The following is a 22773-nucleotide window of genomic DNA, read 5'->3' as shown; positions in this document are numbered from 1 at the left end:
AATAAAAAGAACAAAGCTACTTCTCCTACCGCACTTTTTATCTAGGGGCTTCGCCTTATTCCCTGCGCTTAGTGGTATGTTCTATCCAACTTTCTGCTCCCTTACGCTCAAATGAATGGAGTCTTTTAGCAGGTTCTCAAGATACCCTAACAACGTAGCTCCAAATGCGGGATTTAGGCCCTCCTTATGGTCGAGAACATCCGCGAAATAGACGTGGGCCGTCACGGATTGATTCGGCATCAGCCCACTAGCCTGGAAGTCTTGCTGCTGCGCCTTGCCTTGTCTTGTTATTCCGGGATAGAGCAGCAAGCCGTGGGGGGATTTCCACAGGTGACAATACGCATACAACTGCTGCAGATCAGCGGCGGCTGGTCGCTGGTGCTTCGGCAGTTTCCACTTGGTATCCAGCACAAAGCACTGCCCCTGAATCGTAACGGCTAGGTCCGGCCTGATGCGCACGCTTCCCCAAAATGATTGCTGATTTTGCACCTTCACCTTCGCCCGGCTCCCGGCGGCCCGGCGCAGTTGCTTGGCCACGTACAGCTCAAACAGGCGGTTCATGTCAAAAAGCAGCGCCACGGCTTCGGTACCTCCCCCCTGAATAGTAGGGCTACTATGGTTCAGAAGTAACAGGGCTAGCTCCAGGGCCGTCCGATAGGGCTCCGTTTTCCTGGTCAGTCGCGGCATTTCGGCCGGAACGGCTACCGCAGCAACTTCGGGCCAGTGCAGTAATAAAGTGCGGGCCCGGGCCGCCAGGCTTGTCCCTCGTGCCTGACCAGCCGCTACCTGCAGAGCCATTCGTATTAGGCTATTTAACGGGTGCGCCACGTCGTATACCTGCGCCCGGGTAAAAAAATGCTCCCCGTGGCTCAGATTATGACGTAGCTGTTGGGCGAAAAGCAGCTGGCCTTTCAAGGCTGGTCGGTTTTCGTCCGTGACGCGGTAACGCTTCACCAACCCTCGTTGCAGCAAACTTTCGGCCGCTTGCACAAAAGCAGCTACGAACAAATCCAGCATGGCGTGAGGCGCCTGCGCTAGCTGCGCAGCTGCTGGAACGGCTACGGGCATCTCGTACACGCGTTGAAGCATCTGCAGTAATACGTGCTTCCATTGGCCTGCGCCGGTAATCGTGCGTGCCGGATCATCCGCTTTTGGCAAAATCTCCAGCGTCAACCCGGGCAGCTGGATGATACCCACGTAGCTCGACAGGCGCAGCGTCTGGTGCCCTGCCGTAAACCAGGCAGCCCCGTGCCGGGCCTGAAACTGCAATAGTCGTCGTTGCTGCTCCGAAGTCACGCGCACCCGCTCATGCTCATAGGCTACCAGGTAAGCGGAAGTCAAGGCCATGCCAGCAGGGTTACGTCGTTTGATAAATCCGGCGGAACGCTTCCTCCGACCAGTCTTTGTCCAGGGGAATGTGGTAGACCGAGCGCTCTTCTCCCCCGTCCAAATCATCGTCGAAGCCTGGCATCAACTGGACTGTGCTGGTCTTCACCTCCACAAAATCGGCCCCTAACACCTGCCCGATGCGGCCCCATCTTCCGTGGAAATACTCCTGCAACTGCGGAATTACTTTGTTGCGGAACACTCGGCGCAGGTCATCTAAGTCGGTTACTTCCAGCAGCCAGGCGTGCCCCAGCTGATGGTCCCGATCCAACAGGTACTCCAGTCGCTCATTAATCACCCGAAGCAGCTTGCTCAAGTCGAGGTGCTGTGCGTCCGTCGGCTCACCCAGCGGGTCTAGTAATTCGGGTTGCGGTAGCATTTCCACAAAACCAAACCGCCGCCGCAGGGCCGTATCCAGTGCCTCCACGCTACGGTCAGCCGTGTTCATGGTCCCTAGCAGGTACAGATTCGGTGGTACCTTGAACCCGGTTTTGGAATACGGCAGCGTCAACGTCAGCTCGTTTTCACCGCCCACACGCTTGTCTTCTTCCAGCAGCGTTATTAATTCCCCGAAGATGTTAGCCACGTTGCCCCGGTTAATCTCATCCACAATCAGCACGTAGCGCGGGGCTTCTCCAGCCAACTTACTCAGGGGTGCTATTTCGGCCGCTTCTGCATTCGGTGTCGCCGGGCGGCGGGCCGCTTCAAAATCCTTCAAACCCTTGAAAATCGCCCACTGCAGGGACACGTTCGGGCCACCCAGGAGCCGTAGCTCACGGTACACCTGCTGAATATCATCGGGCTGGTCGTACTTGGCGTAAATGCCCCGAATCCACTCACGCCCGATTCGGTGTTTCATCTGGGCGCTGTTCACGTGTTCCAGTATCAACGTTCCGTCCGCATCCACTTTCAGTACGTCTGCGGGATGCCCCTGGCGCGTGTTCAGCCGGGGCCGCTGGCCTTTCTGTAACTGCTGGCTCAAGCTATCCAGATAGGCTGCGTACGATTCATCGAACGTGTCCTCGGCCACCAGTGGTGCACTGTCGGCTTTACCGTCCTGCTGCGCCTGCCATATCTTTCGGGCTTCGCGGGCCAGGCGCTTGAACACCCCATCGGCAACGGCGTAATTCAACTGCCCGTTCGATGCTGGCTCCGGCTTGATGCCCTCCACAAAATCCTCGTAACTAAACGACTGGTGGAAGGTCACAAACTCTACTTGCCCCCGCTGGCGGTAGTCGTCCACCAAGGCCAATAGTTCCTGGCGCTTATCATCATACGCATCCACCACTTCCGCAAACTCCCGCCCTTCCAGCAGCGCAATAGTCCAGGCCATCGTAGCGTGCGTCTTGCCCGTGCCTGGAGGTCCGTACAGAATCTGGTTTAGGGGATGCACAATTTCTTCGGTCTGCGGCTTGTCTGGAGTCACGGTCGTTTGTTGGTTTTTGACCGGCAGCGGCTTACCATGAAATATAGCCTGCACATTTTCGGAGCTATTCACGCGGCTAATGGTATGCCGATACCCGACCGGCAGCTCAAAGGGTTTAACATCAGGTTGCCACTGCACCTCCACGCGCATTCCATCACCCGGATTGTGCGTAACCGTTCCCAGCCCTTTGATGCGGAGCATCCCCACCTTATGCCCTTTCTTCCCGCTCACGAAGGACGACTTTAGAGCCACCATGGCCCCCACCGGAATGCTGCGCACCCGTTTTTCCACATCTACCTTACCATCGTGGTCATGGCTCCAGTAACCTTTGGCTAGAAAATCAGCCGTCATATCTACTAGCTGTCCGTTGGGTGCCTGCATGGTGCCCAGGGCGAAATAGACGGGTGTATTCATTAAAATTGGTATCAAAAAATGGACTTCTAAATGTTGTTACCCAAAGCACCGCTTTGGTTTGTGGCAGCGTAAGCAGCCCTCGTGACCAATTATACTATCATTGCCCGAAACTAGCCGGGCGGCGCGGAATTGCAGAATAGTTGGGAGGTAAACCTAAAAGTTTTCTACGAGCCAGATGATATCATAAACTTACTTCATCTTAGCAGCAAAAAGTAGCTAGCAGTTGAGCAAGTCAATATTTTCAGAGAGGCTACACGTGGTCATCTAGTGCTTTTATACTCCACAGCTACCCGCTCGCTCAATTGGTATTCCATGTATTTGCGGGCACTGTGCAATCATCCTTCTTTATGCTTCATCTTACTCGCCCCCTCGCCGTCGTCGACCTAGAAACTACCGGTCTGAGTCCCTCCACCGACCGTATTGTCGAAATTTCTATCCTCAAGGTCTACCCCGACGGTACCCACGAGCACAAAACCCGCCGCCTTAATCCGGAGCAGCCGATTCCTTACCATGCTACCGCCGTGCACGGCATTCGCCAGGCCGACGTAGCCCAGCAGCCCACTTTCCGCCAAGTAGCCAAGGCACTGTTAGCCTACCTTGACGACGCTGATTTGTGCACCTTCAATGGCCGCCGCTTCGACGTGCCTCTCCTGGCCAAGGAATTTGCGCGGGTGCAACTGAACTTTCCGGCGCCGGCCACCCAGCACGTCGACGTTTTCGACTTATTCCGCCTGCTCCATCCCCAGCTTCCCTCCCGAACCCTATCCGCTGCGGTACAGCACTATCTCCAGCGTCCACATACCGGTGCCCATCAGGCCAAAGCCGATGTAACGGCCACCTTCGAAGTGCTACAGGCCATGAGCCGCAGCCAGCTACCCGAACTACTCCGGCTGCGAGGCAGCTCTCCGCATCTCACTGGCCTCTGCCCCATGGAACTCCATGAGCTTTGCCTGGGCTTGGCCGCCCCCCGTCCACCGGCAGGTTCCCTAGCTGTTGCATCACTTCCCGCTCCCAGCTTGCCCGCCGCCCCCGACCTACAACCGCTCCTAGCCCAACTTCTGGGCCTGTGCAGCGGTATTCTGGCCGATGGCGAAGTCAACGAAGCCGAAGCGCGGTTCTTTGCCGACTGGTTGCGCACCCATGCGCCCGCTCAACCGGTCTGGCCCTTTAGCGACTTGCTCACGCGCGTCGAGCGCATCTTTGCCGACGGAGTCTGCGACGCCGCGGAGCGGGCGGAACTCCGGGAAGTCATGACGGCCCTGCTCGACGAACCAAGACAACCGGCTCCCTCAACGCCTGCCTCCGACCAAGAGCTGCCGCTGTGCGAGCCAGCTCCCCACCCCGTCCAGTTTGCTGGTCGCCATTTCGTCGTAACCGGCAAGTTTGCGTATGGCACCCGCGCCGCAGTTTTCGCCGCCATTCAGGCCCTGGGCGGGGTGCCCTCCGATGCTGCTCCCTCCGCTGGCACGCACTACGTGGTAGTGGGCGCAGCCGGCAGCCCCAACTGGGTAACCAGCAGCCAGGGCCGCAAGCTTCAAAAGGCCGTGCAGCTCCGCGCCCAGGGCACCCAGCTACATATCGTCTCCGAGCAGCATTTTCGGCGCTACCTGCCCTAGCCCGAAAAGCCCCGCTTTTACGCTACCTCCTATTTCTGTTCAGTATGCCCACTGCCGTTCTAACCAAAGGCAAAGCCCTCGTTCCATTCCTGGGTGACAAACTATCCTTCATTCGCGGCCTGGACCTACTTGGCCTCCAAATCACGTCCGAAGCCACCTACACTATTCTGCTACCTGGGCTCACCAACGTCACCAACCGTATCCGTTACTATGGCTTCAATTGTTGGTTACTCCAGGAGTACGCCCTGCGGGTTGGTGAAGTCGACCCCGAAAGCCAGCAAGATTTCGTCCGCCGTGCCGAGCTCCTAGTCGCCATCCTCGTTCGGCACATCGACCGTTCGGCCATCAATATTCCCGGCAGCGAGTTTGCCGATAAGCTGATTGACCAGAATACCGGCGCTCCTTACCGCCTTGATGAGGGTGCCGATACCCGGGCTAACGGTAACGCCGGCACCTACTGGAAAGCTCGGCTGGGTGCTTTAGGTCAGTACTACGCCGGCTCCCTGCGCGCCCTGGGTCTGATCGGTACCAGCGCACACCACGAAAAACTCCTGGTGCGCACCTCACGCCAAGTTGGGCGGCTGACGGGCGAAGAATTAGCCAACGAGTTTGCGCACGACATTCCGGCCGATATCCAGGAGCTCTTTCTCTCCAGCGTGAAGCGCGGCCGCCTGAACCCCAACGATATCAAGACCCTGGCCGCGTATTTCGACCTGTCCCGCCTCCGCCGCAACGGGGCCGAGCAAGTCGCTTATCTCAGCATGCTTACGGGGGCCGACTACCCCGCCCTGCACACCGAAACCCCTTCCTACCATCGCCTTACTTCGCTGCGCTTGCTGCTCGCCCATATGCAGCAGCACCAGCCCGAATATCCCTGGGTGAGCTTTCTTATTAATAACTACGACTCGCAAGGAGATGGCACCGACGAGCCTACCCGCCGGGGCTGGTACTACTACCAACTCAACGAGTACTGGCAGTTTGCCAGCAGTTCTGTCCTAGAGGCCCTACTACGCCGCCTCGAAGCTGTACCCGGCGGCTATGCCTACCTACCTAACTTCCTCACGCAATTCACTCAGGAGGTGCTGGAGCAGATGGCCCCCGACCTCCCCTCCCAGCCCACGCTGGACGACTTGCTCACCACTATCCATCAGACGGGATCCGAAGAAGAAGATTTCGTCGACGAGTGTCTTGCAGCTCAAACCGACCAAGACCCTCCTCTGCAGGCCGCCGCGGCCTTCGGGTTGCTGGGTAGCATCTACCAGCGTAATCTTCCCCACTTGCCCCAATTGCGGGAGTATGCCCAGCCCCTCGGGCTACTCCGCGAAGGCAATTTCCTGGCCTATGCCGAGTTACTCACGCAGTACCGAGACTGGCCTTTGGGGCAGTTTATCCAGCACTTCATCTACCACGATGTGATTGTTCGCCACCAGTACGTGGCCATGCGCAAAATGGGCGGCGGGCACCAATCTACGCTCAAATTCGAGATAGAGGGCGAGTGGGTCCGCTGCCTCGACACTATCCAAGCCCGCTTCTCCACCCCCCGCCTAAACATCCTGTTGCAAATGGCCATCGACCTAGGCCTGCTCAACGACGACCACATCCTTACCGCCCGCGGCCGAAACTTCCTAGCCTAAGCTTATTCCGTCATGCGTATTCCCCGGCAGAACTACCTGGAGGCCTTGGGCAAGGGCCACTACCACTCCTGCATCCTCACCTGCTACACCTTCGACTTCCAGTTCTTCGAGCTGCGGGTCATGCGCCAGCTGCGCGCCGCGGGTATCCAGAACATCCTGGTGCTAACCGATGGCCCCCTGCTCGAATACGTATCGGCCAGCGCCTCGGGCCGCGAGTTTCAGGAGTCATCGGGCTTTACCATCTATCCAATCTACCGCCCCCAAGGCGTATTCCACCCCAAACTCGCGCTGTTCTTCGGGGCCAAGGAAGGCCTGCTGGCTTTGGGCTCCGGCAACCTCACCGCGTCGGGCCTGGGCGGCAACGACGAAGCCTGGGGCTGCTTCCACGTGGCCAACCCCACGGCCCCCAATGCCGCCCTTTTTGCCGATGCCTGGCACTACACCCAACAACTGACCGCCACCGTGCAGGGCATGGCCGCCACCAAGCTGGCCTGGATTCGGCAATTCACCCCGTGGCTGGCCCAGCTCCCTCCGGTGGCGCCCGGCACCCTGCGCACGCTCGACCACGACGTTTCCGTGGCCCTGCTCACCAACACCGACTCCGGCATCCTGTCCCAAACCCTTGACCACCTCGCCAGCGCCACCGTGGAGCGCATCGTCACGGTGTCGCCCTACTACGACCAGGCGGGCCAGGTCCTCTCCTACTTGCTCCGGCAGTTTCCCCGCGCCACGGTGCAGTGCGTTGTCGAAGACCGGCTGGGCCTACTACCGACCGATTTTCCCGCCCCCCAGCCCGAGCGCCTGACCTTTCACTACTGGAGCGAGTGCGGTCCGGACGAGGCCGGTACGCCCAGCCGCCTCCACGCCAAGCTCCTGCACTTTACCACCGATGAGGGCGAGTTCCTGCTCCTCGGCAGCGCCAACGTCACCACGGCCGGCATGGGTGCAGGCCCGCAGCTGGCCCGCAATGCCGAGGCCAGCCTTCTGCTTCACCATCCTTCCGCGCGCTACCTGACCGGCTTGGGCATCAAGCCCTCCAAACAAAACGCCGTAAAACTGGCCGCCATCCAACGCCAGACCCGGCCCGCGGGGCTTACCGAGGAAGGGGGCTCCGATGAAGCCCTGTCTCTGCCCGTGCGTATCGTCCTGGCTGAAATGGAGCCCCGTCAACTCACCATCCACCTGGCCTACCAGCCTGCTCCGACCCTTAGCGCCGTCCACATCCGTCTATTTTCCCCGCGGGGTGTGGAGCACGAATCCCCGCTTCGCCCCCTGACGCACCCCCTCGTAACCGAGCTACCCGAGCAGTTGCCCGTGTCCATCAACCGCGTGGAGCTGGTTGCGCCCGACGGTACAGTGGTCGGCCGCCAGTTTGTGCAGCACCCCGCCCGCCAGGAGCAGTACTGCCCCGACCCCACCCGGCGGAAGCTACAGGAAGGTTTTGATGCCCTGCTCCAGTCCGGTTTCGAAGGATTCGCCAATCTGGTGCTCGATTTGGTCGAAATCGACGCCGACGATACGCCCACCCCTGGCAAAGGCACTGCTGCCGCCCAAAAACCCAGTTCGTCGGCTACCACCGTGCTGCACCTCTCCCCCGAAGAGTTCAACCAGCAGAAAGCCGATGACCACCTGCGCCAGCAGGGCCTGCTCAGCTCCAGCAGCGTGCAAATCGGCACCTTCCTCAACGAGGTCAGCAAGCGGCTGTACACGCCGGGTGGGCCAAGCCCTGCCTCGTCTTCCGAATCCGATTTCGCGGTCGGTTCTGAAGAGGAAGAAGACGGCCAAAGCATCGACCTGGAACTGGCGCTCCAACGGGAACGAACCAAGCAGGCCGTACGGGAGCTAAAAAGCCTGGACCGCTTCCTGCGGCGCTACCTCCAGCAGCAGCAACGCGCCCTTGTTTCCGTGGAACAGGCCATTGTCCCGCCTGCTATTAAGCTGCCCCCGCTTTCCGTGCGCGACCTTGCTGTCTTCAATATCGCCCTGCATACCGCCCTGTACTACACCGGCCGGAGCTTCACCACCGAGCACCAGGGCACACCCCAGCAGGAATGGTTTATGTTCAAAGGCGGTGAACTTCACGAGTACGATACCCACAAAGGATTCTGCGCGCAGTTCATCGGCAACTTCTTGCTCCAGTACACCGCCGGCCTCCAACACTACCAGCACCCCCTGCCCCACTTCGAGGCCCGCGTGGCCGAGCTGCGCCAAAGCTGCTTACTCAACGCTTTGCTCCTGGTTCTCACCGCTCCCTGGCGTAAACCAGAATACCTAACTCGCGACCTGCTGCTGGCCAACCTCCTGCACTACCTCCGCCCCACCAGCTGGAATCTGGCCGAGGTTCCCCAACACCTGGAAAGCCACCTAACCGAGCTGGCCGGCAAACTACTGTTCCCCACCGCCACCGCCTTACCCTTGCTCCGGCAACTACTACCCACGCTGGCCCCCCGCCTTCAGGCCCACCACAAAAATCTGAAACGCGCCCCCGCCCACCGCCACACCGTCCCAGCGAACAAGGTAAAAACCGGCGACTGGCTGTTCCTGGGCAAGCTGGGCATCTGCGCCGTTATGCACCAGCGCCCCACTCCCCAGGGCCTCACCTTCACCCTCCACCGCCCCGGCCTGCCTGAGCTCAGCGAGGAATACGGCCCCTGCTTCCGCTACCAGCAGCTCCAACCCAACACAGGCCTACTCACGCTCTAGGCAGCAACTACCACCAGGCTCCCCCCTCCCCGAGGAGAGGGGGCCGGGGGGTGAGGTCCCATTTCCAAACCTCCCCCGCATCCCCTACTTTTGGTAACGTGCCCTTACCGGCCCCTTGCCAAAACCGCTTTCATGGCTCAATTACCGCTTTTTGCCGGTGCCCCCGCGCCGGCTCCGCCATCTTCTACCAAGCCCGTGTCCAAACTCGACCTGCCAACCCTCGAATCCTGGCTCTGGGATTCGGCCAATATCCTGCGGGGCTCTATCGATAGCTCCGATTTCAAAAACTACATCTTCGGCCTGCTCTTCCTCAAGCGCGCCAACGACGTGTTCGACGAGGAAGTGGACGCCATCATGGCCCGCGACGGCCTCAGCCGCGCCGACGCCGAGGAGGAAACCTACTTCCGAGTACCCGCCGAAGCCCGCTGGGCCGAGGTAAAGAAAGCCACCGAGAACATCGGCGTGGTGCTCGATAAAGCCTTTGCCGCCATTGAGCGCGAAAACACCCAGCTAGAGGGCGTGATGACGGCCACCAAGTTCGGCGACAAGGAAAAGCTCTCCGACGACACGCTTCAGCGCCTGCTGCGTCACTTCAACCAGTACTCCCTGCGCAACCAGGACCTCTACACCCCCGACCTGCTCGGCGACGCCTACGAATACCTCATCAAGCAATTTGCCGACGACGCCGGCAAGAAGGGCGGCGAGTTTTACACCCCCCGCGGCGTGGTAAAGCTCATCGTGGGCCTGCTCCGGCCCGAGCCCAAAAACAAGGTGTACGACCCCACCTGCGGCTCGGGCGGTATGCTCATCGAGAGTGCCCGCCACATTGCCCAGCAGCCCGGCGGCCGCGTGGGCAACAACGTCAACGTGTCGCTCTACGGGCAGGAGAAGAACCTGGGCACCTGGGCCATTGCAAAGCTCAATATGCTGCTCCACAACTTCGACAGCGCCGACCTGCGCAAGGGCGACACCCTGGTGAACCCCCAGCACAAAAACGAGCACAACGAGCTCATGCTCTTCGACCGGGTAATTGCCAACCCGCCCTTCTCCCAGGACCGTTGGTGGACGCCTGCCGAAGTCAATCAGGAGAAAAAGCTCGACCGCAAGGGCCAGGAAAAGGAAGTGGCCCCCAACTACGCCAAGGTGGTGGTCGATAAGTTCGGGCGCCTGCACTACGGCATTCCGCCCCGCGGCTACGCCGACCTGGCCTTCTTGCAGCACATGCTGGCCGTGCTCAAGCAGGATGGCCGCATGGGCGTGGTGCTGCCCCACGGCACCCTGTTCCGGGGCGGCGCCGAAGGCACCATCCGGGAGAAGCTGCTCGAAGCCGACTTGGTGGAAGGCATCGTGGGCCTGCCCTCGGCCCTGTTCTACAACACCGGCATTCCGGCCGCCATTTGGGTGCTGGCCAAAACCAAGCCCGAGGTGCTGAAAAAGCGCGTGCTCATCCTCGATGCCAGCCAGGAGTTCAAAGAAGGCAAAAACCAGAATGAACTGGAAGACCGCCACGTGAAGCGCATTCTGGCAGCTTATGCAGCGGCCCAGGACGAGGACAAGTTCATGCGAGCGGTAGAGCTGGCCGAAATCAAAGCCAACGACTACAACCTAAACATCTCCCGCTACATCGACCGCAGCGAAGCCGCCGCCGCTATTGACTTGCCCACTGTGCACGCTGCCTTGCGCGAACTGGAAGCTAAGGAAGCCGAAATTGGTGAGAAACTGGAACGCTTGCTGGAAGAAATCGGGATATGAAGATTGGAATGAAGCAAACAGTAATTGGAGAAATACCAGAAGATTGGTCTGTAGATAAAATAGGCACCCTAGCTTCCTTCCAAAAAGGGAAAAAAGTTGACACTATTAAGGGACCAATTGAAGGTAGTACGCCAGTAATTGGAGCAAGTGGGTTTAGTGGCAAGTATGACACCTTCACAATTTCAGAGGCGGGTATCTCTTGTAATAAAGAAGATATTCTAATGCTCTGGGACGGAGAAAGGTCAGGCCTTTGCTCAATTGGGCACAATGGAATTATCGGCTCCACTGTTTCCAAGATTACTCCCAAACATGGTGTAAATGCGAAATATCTTTTCTATCACCTACAAAAGGATTTCGACTGGATACAACGGAATAGAACAGGCTCTGGAATACCGCATGTTCCAAGTTCACTACCTTCTATGCTCGTTGTTGCTCTCCCCCCGCTTGCCGAGCAGCAGAAGATAGCCGAAATCCTGTCCACGGTGGATGAGAAGATAGCCGTGATTGACGAACAGCTGGTGCAAACCCAGGAGCTGAAAAAGGGCCTGATGCAGCGCCTGCTCACCCGCGGCATCGGCCACACCACGTTCAAGGATTCGTCCCTGGGGCAGATACCGGAGAGTTGGGATACAGTAACAATTGGAGAAGTAGCAGATGTCAAGGGAGGCAAAAGGCTTCCCAAAGGCTACACTCTCACACAAGAAACCACTCCTTACCCTTACATAAGAGTGTCAGATATGTATATGGGCGGAATAGATACTAGCAGTATTCTTTACGTGCCAGTAGAAATTCAACATACCATTGCACGATATACTATTAGCAAGGATGACCTTTTTATTTCGGTAGCGGGAACACTAGGTTTAGTAGGCGAGATTCCACCTATTTTAAATGGGGCTAACTTAACTGAGAATGCGGATAAGTTAACAAAAATTACATGCGAAAAGAAATTCTTACTATATGTAATGAAATCTCCATTAATTCAAGATGCTATTGAACGTGAAAGAACAAACAATGCTCAACCTAAGCTGGCGCTAGCTAAAATTAGAGACTTTGTCATTCCCCTACCAAACAAAAAAGAACAACGTCGAATAGCTGAAATCCTGACCACAGTCGACGACAAGCTGCAAGTCCTCACCGACAAGAAAACCCAATATCAAGAACTCAAGCGCGGGCTGATGCAGCAGCTCCTCACCGGCCAACGCCGGGTGAAGGTGGCGGAGCCGGCTATGGCTTGATTTTCAATCCTATCAGGGCCTATCCGCCTGTTATGAGTTACCCCGATTTCGCTATTGAGGCCCGGTCGTGTACGCTGCTTTCCTCCGGCCAAAAGCCGGGGCTGTTGGACGGCACGCGCTTCGTGATTCCTATCTACCAGCGGCCCTACTCCTGGGGCCACGCGGAAGTCACCCGGCTGTTCAAAACCATGGTGGCGGCATACCAGAACGGCGGGGAACCGTCGTTTCTGGGCACCGCCCAGCTGATGCCCCACCCCGACCAGCCCGCGCCGGCCAAGCACTTCGATATCATCGATGGGCAGCAGCGCCTCACCACCTTGGCCTTGTTCTTCCAGGTACTGGAGCTGTGCTTCCCGATCGTGGCGGTGCCGGCCGCCCTGCGCGGCGGGCAGTGGCTGCGTACCACCGTCAACAACGGCGAGCAGCAGCGCTGGTTTGCCGAGGCCCTGGCTCTTTCCGAGCTGCCCGCCGAGGCCGCCCAGCACCCCAACCCCTACGTGGCCAACGCGGCCCACATCCGCGCCGCCCTGCTGGCCGCCGAGGAAGCCGAGGAAGAAGGCCGCCCGCCCTTCCGCGTCGGCCCGGCGTTTCTGGAGTACGTGCTGCACGGCCTGCACGTGGTCGTCATCGAAACCCGCGCCGGCCTGGCCAAAACCCTCGACATCTTCAACACCATCAACACCGCCGGCCTCGACCTCAACGGCGGCGACGTGTTCAAAATCCAGCTCTACGACTACCTGGCCCGCCGGCCCAACGTCACCGACGCCGAAGCATCCGACCGCATCTTCCGGCAGATAGACGAGCTGTACGGCCGCATCAATGCCAACAAAGACGAAGACGGCAGCCCCATCACTTCCATCGGCGAGGTGCTGGAAGTCTACAAATACATCCTCATCGAGGAAGCCGAAGCCAACCGCGCCCTGCATGGCCTGGCCACCGACACCTTCTTCGAGCAGCTGTTTGCCTACTTGCTCCTGAACGAGAAGCGCCCCGAGTTCGGCAAGCTCAAAGACGCCCTCAACCACAATCCCCTCCAGCAGCTCAACCACATTCTGGATGCCCGCCTGGCCTGGCAGGCGTATTTTCAGGGCAGCTACCACCTGTGGTACACCCTCCAGTGGTGGACGCGCTACGGCGAGTTCTGGCTCCTCGACGTGGTGTACCTCTACCAGTTTGGCCGCCGCCCCGACTACCACCCCGCCCAACTGCGGGAGTGGAAAACCCTGCTGGTGCGGTACTACCTCATCCAGTCGTTCCGCTACTTCCGCAAGGTATACGCGGCCCGCAACTTCACCTTCGACGTTATCCGCCACCTGCTGGCCCCGGATGCCACCCCGGCCAGCGTCAACGCCCTGCTCCGGGAACGAATTGCCGCGGAAGGCCCCGAGTGGCTGCGCGACCAGCTCGTGCGCGAAACCATCTTCGACAACGCCTCCCGCTGCCAGCTCCTGATGCGCGTAAGTGCCCTACTCGAACACCCCGACTGGGACGAGCCGGGCCTCCGGGCCAAGTACTTCGAGCAGGAATACGACGTGGAGCACATCCACCCCTGCAACCCCGACCAGCCCGATGCCGCCGACGAGGACTGGGACGCCGACCAGCACAAGCTGGGCAACCTGGTGCTGCTGGAGCGCAGCCTGAACCGCTCCGGCGCCGTGCGCAACTACGACTTCCACTTCAAGTGTACCAACGGCTACGTCGATAGCGAAGTCAACAGCGTAGCGCGCCTGCTCCAGGAAACCGCCGAACCCACCGACGCCACCCCGCGCACCTGGACGCCCGCCAAGGCCCAGGCCCGTACCGCCCGCGAAGTCGAGCGCCTGGTGCGCTTCCTGTTTGCCGGCAGCGTGCCCCCCGCCACCCTGGACGAGCTGTGGCCCACCCCGGCCGCTTTGGCTGTCTAATTCCCTCCCACTACACTGTATCCCTCGTGTATGTCTGCTAACCCCGAATTCCTGACCTCCGAGCAGCCCGCCATTGCCCTGCTCGAAAAACTGGGCTATACCCACCTCACCGGCAGTGCCCTGGCCGCCGAGCGCCCCGCCATTACCGATGTGGTGCTAGCCCCGCGCCTGCGCGCCGCCATTGCCCGCCTTAACCCTCAGCTCGACGCGGCCAACCAGCAGCGCGCCTTCGACCAGCTCACCGGCCAGGTGGGCACCTCCCTCCTGGAAATCAACCAGCGCATCTGGGAGCTGCTGCGCGGCGACACCGCCACCCTCAAGCAAGTGCTGCCCACCGGCGAGGAAGTATTCCTGCCCGTGCGCTACCTCGATTATCACACCCCCGCCCACAACAACTGGCTGGTGGTGAGCCAGCTCAAGTTCCACGGCCTCACCGGCAACTCCATCCCCGACCTGGTGGTCTTCGTCAACGGCCTGCCCCTGGCTGTGCTCGAGTGCAAAGCCAGCGGCGCCCCCAACGCCTGGGACAGCGCCTTCAGCGACCTGGCCTTCTACCAGAAAAACTCCCCCCGTCTCTTCCACTACAACCAGATTTGCGCCGGCATCTGGGGCGTGGGCGGCCGGTACGGCGCCATTGCCTCCCCCCAGCCGTTCTTCTCCCACTACCGCGTCGGCCCCGAGCCCGCCCTGGTAGCGCTGTTGGACGGGGCCACGCCCACAGCTCAGGACACCCTGCTCTACCACCTGCTCCAGCCCGCGCGCCTGCTCGACATCGTGCGCCACTTCGTGCTGTTCGAGCTCGACGAGGGCCGTGTCATCAAGAAGCTGCCCCGCTACCAGCAGGTGCGCGCCGTCAACAAAACCGTGGCCAAGCTCCAGCAGCACCAGCAGGGCGGCGTGGTGTGGCACACCCAGGGCAGCGGCAAGTCGCTCACCATGGCCTACCTGGCCCGCAAGCTCCGCGCCCCCGAGTACGGCTTCGACAACCCCACCATCCTCGTCCTCACCGACCGCACCGACCTCGACCAGCAAATCACTACCACGTTCCAGAACGTGGGCTTCAAGAACGTGCAACAGGCGTCCTCGGTGCGCCACCTGCGCCGCCTTCTGCTCAACGACTACGGCGGCCTCATCACCACCACCCTCCAGAAGTTCCAGCAGCCCGACGAAGACGCTCCCGCCGACGCGGCCGCTGCCCCCGACGAGGAAGCCACCACTGGCTCCGAGCACGAACAAATCGAAAAGCGCATCGAGCAAAACCTGCTCGTCACCATCACCCGCGCCCTGCGCGAGGGCAAGTGGGAGGAAGCCAGCCGTACCGCCGTGCCCTTGCAGGCCCTCAGCCACAAAAATAACCTCTACGTACTCGTCGATGAAGCCCACCGCAGCCACTACGGTTTCCTGGCGGCGTTCATGCGCACCGTGCTGCCCCACGCCAAGTTCGTAGCCTTCACCGGCACGCCCATTTCCAAGGAAGACAAATCTACCCTGGCCGAGTTCTACGGCGACCAGTACCTGGATATCTATACCATCGTCGAGTCCGTGGCCGACGGCGCCACCGTGCCCCTGCTCTACGATGCCGGCATTGCCCGCCTCGACGTGAAGAAGGCCGAGCTCGATGCCGAGTTCGAGGAGAAGTTCGGCCACGAGTCGGAGGAGAAAAAGAGCAAGCTCAAGGACACCGCCCTGCTCAAATACCAGCTGTCCACCGAGCGGCTTACCGAAATAGCCAAGCACCTGCTCACCCACTACCGCACCAAAATTTACCCCGACGGCCACAAGGCCCTGCTGGTGTGCTCCGGCCGCCGCGCCGCCATCGAGTACCAGCAAATCATCGAGCAGCTCCGCCAGGCCGGCTTCCACGACTTCACCACCAGAGTGGTGGTCAGCCTGGGTTCCCCCAAGTCCGACGCACTGGCCGCCGAGCAGCAAGAACATATCAACTGGAACAAGGCCAACCCTCACGCTCCCAAGCCCCTACTGGCCACCCCGTCCGACGACATCAAAACCGTCACCGAAGATTTCAAACTCCCCTTCGGCGATGAGTCGGAGCTCGACCAGTCGGGCACCCGCAAGAAGTACGACAACACGGCCATCCTCATCGTGTCCGATATGTTGCTCACCGGCTACGACGCCCCCATTGCCGGTTGTCTCTACCTCGACAAGCCCCTTAAGGAGCACAACCTGCTCCAGGCCATTGCCCGCGTCAACCGTACCTACAAAAGCAAGGCCGCCGGCTACATCGTAGACTACAACGGCATCACCCGCCACCTCATCCAGGCCCTGGAAATCTTCAGCGGCGACGTGCGCCCCGACGACCTGCTGCGCAACCTCAGCGAGGAAATTCCCCAGCTTGAGCTCAACCACGCCAAGCTCCTGGCTTTCTGCAAGCCCTTGAAAGCCGACCGCCATTACCAGCGCGAGGCCTTTATCGAGGAGTGCATCCGCTATATCGAGCCCCACTTCCAGCGCGACGAGTTCAAGACCATGCTCAAAGCCTTCAACAAGTCCATCAACATCGTGCTGCCCAACCAGGCCGCCCTCAAGTACCAGCCCGATTTCAAGCTCTTCAACGAAATCAAAGTCCGGGCCCGCAACACCTACCCCGACGACGACGAGCTAAAAATCAGCCCCGACGAAAGCCGCATGCTCCAGCAGCTCATCAATGAGCACCTCACCGCCCAGGGCGTGCAGAACCTGCTGGCCGAGCCTGTCAGCATCATCGACCGGGAGAAGTTCAAGCAGGAAATCCTGAACGCCTCGCCCGCTACCAAGATGCTCAAGATGCGCAACCAGCTCAAGCACGTCATCAAGCTGGGCATGGAACGCAACCCCGACTTCTATAAACCCCTGGCCCAGCGCCTCGAGGAACTGCTCAAGGAGTACGAAGCCCAGCGCCTCGACCAAACCCAGCTGCTGCTGGCCTTTGCCGAGCTGGCCGAAGAAGTACGCAACGAAAACCAGGAAGGCCACGCCGAAGGCTTCCTCTCCAAGGGCCAGATTGCCGTTTTCAATTCTATGAAGACTATTTTTGCCCAGGAAGCCGCCCAGGCCACCGTCCAGCTCTTTGAGTTGGTGGCTGGCGAGCTGGAAATTATTGGCTGGCGTGAGAAAGGCGAAGTGAAGAAGGATATGGAGAACAAGATTCACCGCCTGCTCAAAAACCAGCTCGAGCCCACTGAAGCCCGCCAGAAAGCCCGCGAGCTGGTGGAAATCCTGCGTAAAAACTAAGCATGCCCAGCGTCCAGTACGGTCCCCACACCATCCACTACCGTATCCAAGAGGCCGCTCACCTCAAGGCCCATTACCTCAGCGTCGACCAGGCCGAGGGGGTGGTCCTCAAAGGCCGCCCCCTACCCGCCGCCCAGGCCGATACTCTGGTACTGCGCAAAGCACGCTGGGTCCTGGAAAAACTTCAGCAAGTCCGCGCCCTTCCCTCTGACGATATTGTCACCGGCTCCCGTATTTCCTATCTGGGCCGCAGCTACTACACGGAGGTTCGTTTCCTCTCCGGCCTCCCCACCCCCCAGGTTGAGTTCAACCACTCTCGCTTTCTCGTTACCCTCTGCCCCAACAGCGGCGAGGTGCAGCCAGCCATTCAGGCTGCCATCCAGGAATTCTACCGCCGCAAAGCCCAGGAAAAGATTCCTCCCCGGGTGCGCAAGTGGGCTGCCCAAACCGGCCTCTCCTACCAAGAGCTCAAATTCCGCCGTATGGCCAAACGCTGGGGCAGCTGTACCAGCACTAACACCATCCTGCTCAACCCCGACGTCATCCGCCTCCCCTTCACGCTTATTGATTACGTCATCGTCCACGAGCTCTGCCACACCAAAGTCAAGGACCACTCCAAGTCCTTCTGGGCCGAGCTAGCCAACCACCTCCCCAACTGGCGCGAGCTGGATAGGGCGGTGATGGATTTTCAGTAGTAAAGCAAGACAGCTAGTGTGGTACGAACTGTACTCACACTAGCTGTTCTGTATGCTTACCTACCACTACGCTGTAGTATTTTGCGGAGTGGTTATAGGGGAAGGAGGCAGTTCTGCTGCCGGCGCAGGCTTTAGCTTTTCCACCTCTTTTTCATACCACTGCTTTACCAGTTCGTCAGCTAGGCTCAACTGCTTCTCCGCAATCAGACGCAGTAATTGCTCATTGTTGGCCAGCTCCAGCTCCTGTTTCTTTTCCAGACTTTTGGTGCTGGTTTCAAACATGCTTTGCTGCCGTGCCTCCACCGTGCGCTTAATTCGCTCATCCGTCTGGTTAATAGCTTCCAGCTTCCGGTTGATTTTAGAGTTGATATCCGATTTCTCGTACTGCATCCGCACCCAGGCCAGGTGCTCGGCCAGTTCCAGCTCATCATCGTAAGGCCCGCGCTTGGAAAATAATTTTACTAATAAGGGCGCCGTTTCAATAGACAGGAATAGCAGGGTAATAAGCCAACTGGCATATTTCAACGCTTCATCTCCGGTAGCCTTCTTTTCAATGACCTTACCGGTCTTGTCCTTTATTTCCAATTCATTGGCAGCAGTGAGCTTACCCAAAGCAGAAATTTGGGTCATCAACGGATAATTACCGTTAGCCAGTGTATCATAAGACTGGCGCAATATTTTATCGTTTTTTGCCTGACGTGCGGAAGTTGCCGAATCTGCTGCCTCAGCGGCTTTGCTGCGCTTCAATTTTGCTTTCATCGCATCCCCGCGCCGCACTGCCAACTCACTCTCATAATCAGTCCGAATCCGCTTCATTTCTCGGTCAGTGACTTCCACAGCCGAGCGTTTTTCCGCAATAGCATTCTTCAATTGTTTGTTTTTGCGGGTCAGGTCGCCAATAATTCTTTTACCTGCAGCGGTTAATTCATAACCGAGTATGCTGCCATTTGCATCCTTTACAGCACGCGTTTGGCGATTTTTTGTTGTGCGAATCTTCGACTCATTGTTGGCAATTTGCTTGCTATTATCGCGGGATATTATATTAAATGCGTCTACCTGAGTTACTCTACCACTTTTTAGTGCTTGGTAGTCTTGACGCGGAGGCTCTTCTTTACTGGTTTCCTCAAGCTGTTTTAATTCTTCGTTGGCTAGCTGAACGGCTTGTTTCTGCTCTTCTACTCCATTTATTTCACTGATAGCGTCCTTTGCTAAGAGCTCTTCCTCAAGCTTATCCTTGCTAATCTGGGCTGCAATGCGTTTTTCGAAAATCTTCACCTCTAGCGGTTTGCTTATTGTGAAGGCAATAACGATGGCCACGGCAAAGCGCACTACCACAAACGGAATTTCGCTCCACGTCTCAAAGCTCCAGAACTTGGCATCCCGTGAAGGTTTGCGCATGCTTGTCACAATGGAGCGGTCAATTAGAAAAATGGCTCCTGCCCAGACGAGTCCCATCGCTACTGCTATCCAGGTTGCCTCAAACACGGCGTGCAAGGCGTAGGTCATAGAGATACCAGCCATGAAGGAAGTCATCACGACCGTAGCACCGATGTTGCCATATTTGATGTGGTCAGTCGGTGACTTCTCCAAAAAGGCTTGGTTAGCCCCGGCACACCACCAAAAAAACCGCATGAACCTTGATACAGGTGCCGGTGGGGGTGTGTAGGCAGCCAACGTGGCCGCTAGTGATGTAGAGTGAGTAGAGGTAGACATTGGGCGAGTTAATGGATAAGGCTGTGAATCCAGCTGCGCAGGCGCAGGCGCAAAGTGCGATGCACAGGAGCCCCATCGGGCAATTGTGGCAGAGCCTCCCCGTGCAAGTCAATTAGGTTGTCGTAGTCAAAAGGCACGCCCAATTCAATGGTCGGAAGCCGGGTGAGCACCGCGCTGGGTGCCACGTTAATAGTGAAATTAGGACTGGGCACCGTCAGCTTTATTTCCGGCACCGCCACTACATGTACCAGCTGGGTGCTGGCTTGGCTAGTTCCAAAAGCATTGCTGGCCTCCAGCTGAAATTCCTGTGCCCACTCCACCGGTAGTTTCAGCGAGCCAGTAGCTGCTTGCTCCTGCCGGTTCACCATCACTTTCGTAGCCGATTGTACCGCCCAGGTCAATGTAACCGATTGCCCTTTCACCACCACGGGCGGCGACACGGCAAAGTATTCTACTTCAGGTGGCAGCTGAGCGGCCCGCAATACGGATTGCCACTGCTCGTAAGATGGCCGCCGGTGTTTCTCCGTAAACCCCCGGTTGATAAGTGCCCCAAACTTGTCCCGGATAAGTTCCGGTAAGGTTTCGTAATAGCGCCGAATCAGGGGATACGTATCGGCGTGAGCTGAGTCAAAATAGGTAAAGGCAGGATCCACTTCCGGCCAAGTGTACTGCTTCAAGTAAGTCCGCAGGCTCCGCACGCTTACTTCCTGGAGGAAGTACAGCGGATGCACCGTGTGTAACAAGTAGAAAATGCCAATGCCCACCGACCAGGTATCAGAGGCGAAGTCCACCTGAATGGTGCGGGTCTGATTGGTAGGCTCTGCCAGCTGTTGGATAATTTCTGGCGCCAGCCAATCCTGCATTTCCCCGAAAGTGGTTGGCCGGTCATCCTTATGGTGCAGCACGGCACCACTATCGTAATCGATGAGGGCACATTGCAGCGTATCCGGGTTCACGAATAAGGCCCCTGCCTTGAAGTCGGCGTGCACGTACAGGTTACGCCGTAGCAAGCCGAATGCCGAGGCCAACTGGTATGCCAGCAGCAGCTTCTGGTCGGCCGATATGCGCTGATAGCGCTCCAATGTACCAGCTGGCTCGTCCTCCAATATATCCTTGAACTCCAGAAAGCCCAGTTCGTGGAGGTTATTAGCCGCGTAGCCGCTCACGGCCTGGCCCTGCATAATCCCTTGGAAGCTGAACTGCGGTGCCCCAGCCAGGGCCGGGTATTCTACCAACAGCTCCTTGCCTTCTTTCTGTAGTTGCGCATGTTCCAGTCGCAGCCGCTCCTGCAACCGCTCAATGGTGTTCAGACCTTTCTGGGCTGAGCCCTGACCATTGTCGCGAAACAGCTTGATTACTTGAGCCGGCCGGACGGGCTGCCCGTTGACCGACCGGCACCGGTACACTGCACCGAACCCTCCTTCTCCCAAGGGTTTGTCGTCAACGTCCAGAAACTTGAGCACTTCAAACTCGGGCACTAGGCCCGTGCTGTGGTGCAGGGTAATGTCAATCTGCGGCATAGGCGGTTGGAGCGGCGTATAGAGTAGTGCGTAGCCGCTGAAAATGCTTTAGCGCCTGGTTGGTAATCAGCACGGCCACTGTGCAGTCATCACTAATCATCTGTGCTTGCTCCAGCTCTTCGAGATAGTGCTCCAATAGCCGCTGTAAGCCTTCCGAAGTTGGTTCGGCTTCCAGCAGGTAAGTACCCAAAGCTTTGTACAACCGCTTGAGTGCCTGTTCTCCGCTAATCCACAAATTCCCTTCTTCATCCCTCCCCACCGGTACCTGGTCATTGGAGTGAATACCGTCTGTGCACAGAATCAGAATATCTCCCGTATCAGTCACATCTTGCTGCAGCTGCAAAACCGTCGGCTGGATTTGTGCCTCGTTGCTATGGGGCGAGATGAAACGCACCAGCATATTGCGGCCGTCGTGGGCAATAGTATGCGGATTAAGGTAGTTCAGCGCGTTCCAGGGCAGCAGCACATTCGCTGGAAACTCATTGAAGCCTCCGCGCAGGTGCAAAACGGCCCCATTGCCCACGTAGGCCACGGTCAGCCGGTTTCCTTCGGCCTTGGCACACAGCAGCGTAGTGCCCAGCACGTCCGTGGCCGGATGACTATCGGGCACAACTATTTTTCTGGCTGCCTCCGACTGGCCCAGCGCGATTTGCACCTTCCTAAAGGCCAAAGTGTAATCTTCCGCACTGGCGTTGTGCAGCAGCTTATCCAACTGCTTGGTCATCTCCTGAGTAACCAGTTGGGCGGCCACCTCCGCTTGATAAAAAGAGCCGATGCCATCGGCCACAACAATCCCATCCGACGTGGCCATGCACGCATCCTGATTGGTGGGCTTCACACTACGGGTAGCGGCGGCAGTTAATACAGGCATGACAACTAACCGATAGTGATTCCGCCCGAGGCCCGGGACATTGATTTTTCAAAGAAGCTACGCAAGGTTTCTGCGTCGTACACGTCCTTGAAATCGAGTACCGGGTTTGTTACAACACTGCGCAGTATTTGACGACCGGCTACATCATTTTCACCTAGCTTGTTCAGTAGAGCAGCCGATATTGTTATCTGTGGGTTACTCTTCAGTTGCTCTACCAGTTGTAAAGTCTGTTGGGCATACTGACATTCACCGTCCGACATTATTAACAGTACAGCACTATGTTTTACACCATCTGCTGGGGCACTTTTGATAAACGACTCCGCCACCCGCCATCCTTCTTGCAAGGCAGCTCCGATGTTAGTACCACCGCCGTGACCGGGTAGAGGGTTATAGTCTTCGTTGTCATCTACGGTACCAGCACTGGTCACTGGCGTATGCAGTTTTGCCTGAGTGTCGAAAGTGACCACGGCAAACGAGAAGTTATTTTTCACCCGGCTGATCTTGAAGCGGGTGAGCAGATCACGCACGGCAATGTTTACTTCGTCAGCTTTGGTCAGATTACCATTGCCAAGATTGCCCATCGAGCCGCTACCGTCCAGAATCAGAACGCCTAATTGATGGAAATTGCGCGGTACGCTGACCTTGCCGATAACGGGAGGTTGTTCAAACATAG

Annotated in this window: 14 protein-coding genes; 8 read left to right on the top strand and 6 right to left on the bottom strand. The window is 58.2% G+C overall.

The features are described from left to right. Window positions 1-81 precede the first annotated feature (81 nt). Together GGU46_RS07700 and GGU46_RS22080 are read right to left on the bottom strand one after the other, a co-directional pair. The gene (locus GGU46_RS07700; RefSeq protein ID WP_246398858.1) at window positions 82-1347 is read right to left on the bottom strand and encodes an McrC family protein; all 1266 of its coding nucleotides are present in this window, start codon (window positions 1345-1347) and stop codon (window positions 82-84) included. Window positions 1348-1357: 10 nt separating this feature from the next. Further along, window positions 1358-3226, bottom strand: coding sequence for an McrB family protein (locus tag GGU46_RS22080; protein WP_246398860.1), 1869 nt, complete (start codon window positions 3224-3226; stop codon window positions 1358-1360). A gap of 347 nt (window positions 3227-3573) precedes the next feature. Here GGU46_RS22080 and GGU46_RS07690 point away from each other — a divergent pair, with 347 nt between their 5' ends. The 8 genes from GGU46_RS07690 (at window position 3574) to GGU46_RS07655 (ending at window position 17996) form a co-directional block, all read left to right on the top strand. Further along, window positions 3574-4842 carry an exonuclease domain-containing protein gene (locus tag GGU46_RS07690; RefSeq protein WP_183402971.1) on the top strand — a complete coding sequence of 423 codons (1269 nt, stop codon included), beginning with the start codon at window positions 3574-3576 and terminating at the stop codon, window positions 4840-4842. Window positions 4843-4886: 44 nt separating this feature from the next. Then, window positions 4887-6476, top strand: coding sequence for a hypothetical protein (locus GGU46_RS07685; protein WP_183402970.1), 1590 nt, complete (start codon window positions 4887-4889; stop codon window positions 6474-6476). Window positions 6477-6488: 12 nt separating this feature from the next. Further along, window positions 6489-9179, top strand: a complete 2691-nt coding sequence (locus GGU46_RS07680; protein ID WP_183402969.1) for a phospholipase D-like domain-containing protein — start codon at window positions 6489-6491, stop codon at window positions 9177-9179. A 195-nt stretch (window positions 9180-9374) separates the two neighbouring features. Beyond that, the gene (locus GGU46_RS07675) at window positions 9375-10931 is read left to right on the top strand and encodes a type I restriction-modification system subunit M (protein ID WP_317171875.1); all 1557 of its coding nucleotides are present in this window, start codon (window positions 9375-9377) and stop codon (window positions 10929-10931) included. Next, window positions 10928-12166 (top strand): restriction endonuclease subunit S, encoded by a 1239-nt coding sequence (locus GGU46_RS07670; protein WP_183402967.1) that lies wholly within the window; start codon window positions 10928-10930, stop codon window positions 12164-12166. Before GGU46_RS07675 ends, GGU46_RS07670 begins: the two co-directional genes overlap by 4 nt. A gap of 32 nt (window positions 12167-12198) precedes the next feature. Continuing rightward, window positions 12199-14070, top strand: coding sequence for a DUF262 domain-containing protein (locus GGU46_RS07665; protein ID WP_183402966.1), 1872 nt, complete (start codon window positions 12199-12201; stop codon window positions 14068-14070). 30 nt (window positions 14071-14100) lie between these two features. Beyond that, a complete protein-coding gene (locus GGU46_RS07660) occupies window positions 14101-17301 on the top strand; it encodes a type I restriction endonuclease subunit R (RefSeq protein ID WP_183402965.1) in 3201 nt (1066 codons plus the stop codon). A 2-nt stretch (window positions 17302-17303) separates the two neighbouring features. Then, window positions 17304-17996: a M48 family metallopeptidase gene (locus tag GGU46_RS07655; protein WP_183402964.1), complete on the top strand. Its 693-nt coding sequence runs from the start codon at window positions 17304-17306 to the stop codon at window positions 17994-17996. 66 nt (window positions 17997-18062) lie between these two features. Here the strand turns inward: GGU46_RS07655 and GGU46_RS07650 are convergent, their stop codons facing one another. From GGU46_RS07650 to GGU46_RS07635, 4 genes are read right to left on the bottom strand one after another with little or no spacing between them, the layout of a single operon-like run. Continuing rightward, complete coding sequence (locus tag GGU46_RS07650) at window positions 18063-19709, bottom strand: DUF4407 domain-containing protein (protein ID WP_183402963.1); 1647 nt, start codon at window positions 19707-19709, stop codon at window positions 18063-18065. Between the two features lie 8 nt (window positions 19710-19717). Continuing rightward, window positions 19718-21229: a protein kinase domain-containing protein gene (locus GGU46_RS07645; protein WP_183402962.1), complete on the bottom strand. Its 1512-nt coding sequence runs from the start codon at window positions 21227-21229 to the stop codon at window positions 19718-19720. After that, the gene (locus tag GGU46_RS07640) at window positions 21216-22100 is read right to left on the bottom strand and encodes a PP2C family protein-serine/threonine phosphatase (protein ID WP_183402961.1); all 885 of its coding nucleotides are present in this window, start codon (window positions 22098-22100) and stop codon (window positions 21216-21218) included. The genes GGU46_RS07645 and GGU46_RS07640 overlap by 14 nt, the downstream gene beginning before the upstream one ends. A gap of 5 nt (window positions 22101-22105) precedes the next feature. Beyond that, entirely contained in the window at window positions 22106-22771 is a 666-nt protein-coding gene (locus GGU46_RS07635) for a vWA domain-containing protein (RefSeq protein ID WP_183402960.1), read from the bottom strand. Window positions 22772-22773: the final 2 nt, after the last annotated feature.

The sequence above is a fragment of the Hymenobacter latericoloratus genome, assembly GCF_014199535.1.
Taxonomy (GTDB): domain Bacteria; phylum Bacteroidota; class Bacteroidia; order Cytophagales; family Hymenobacteraceae; genus Hymenobacter; species Hymenobacter latericoloratus.
This window is presented reverse-complemented; position numbering and strand designations above follow the sequence as displayed.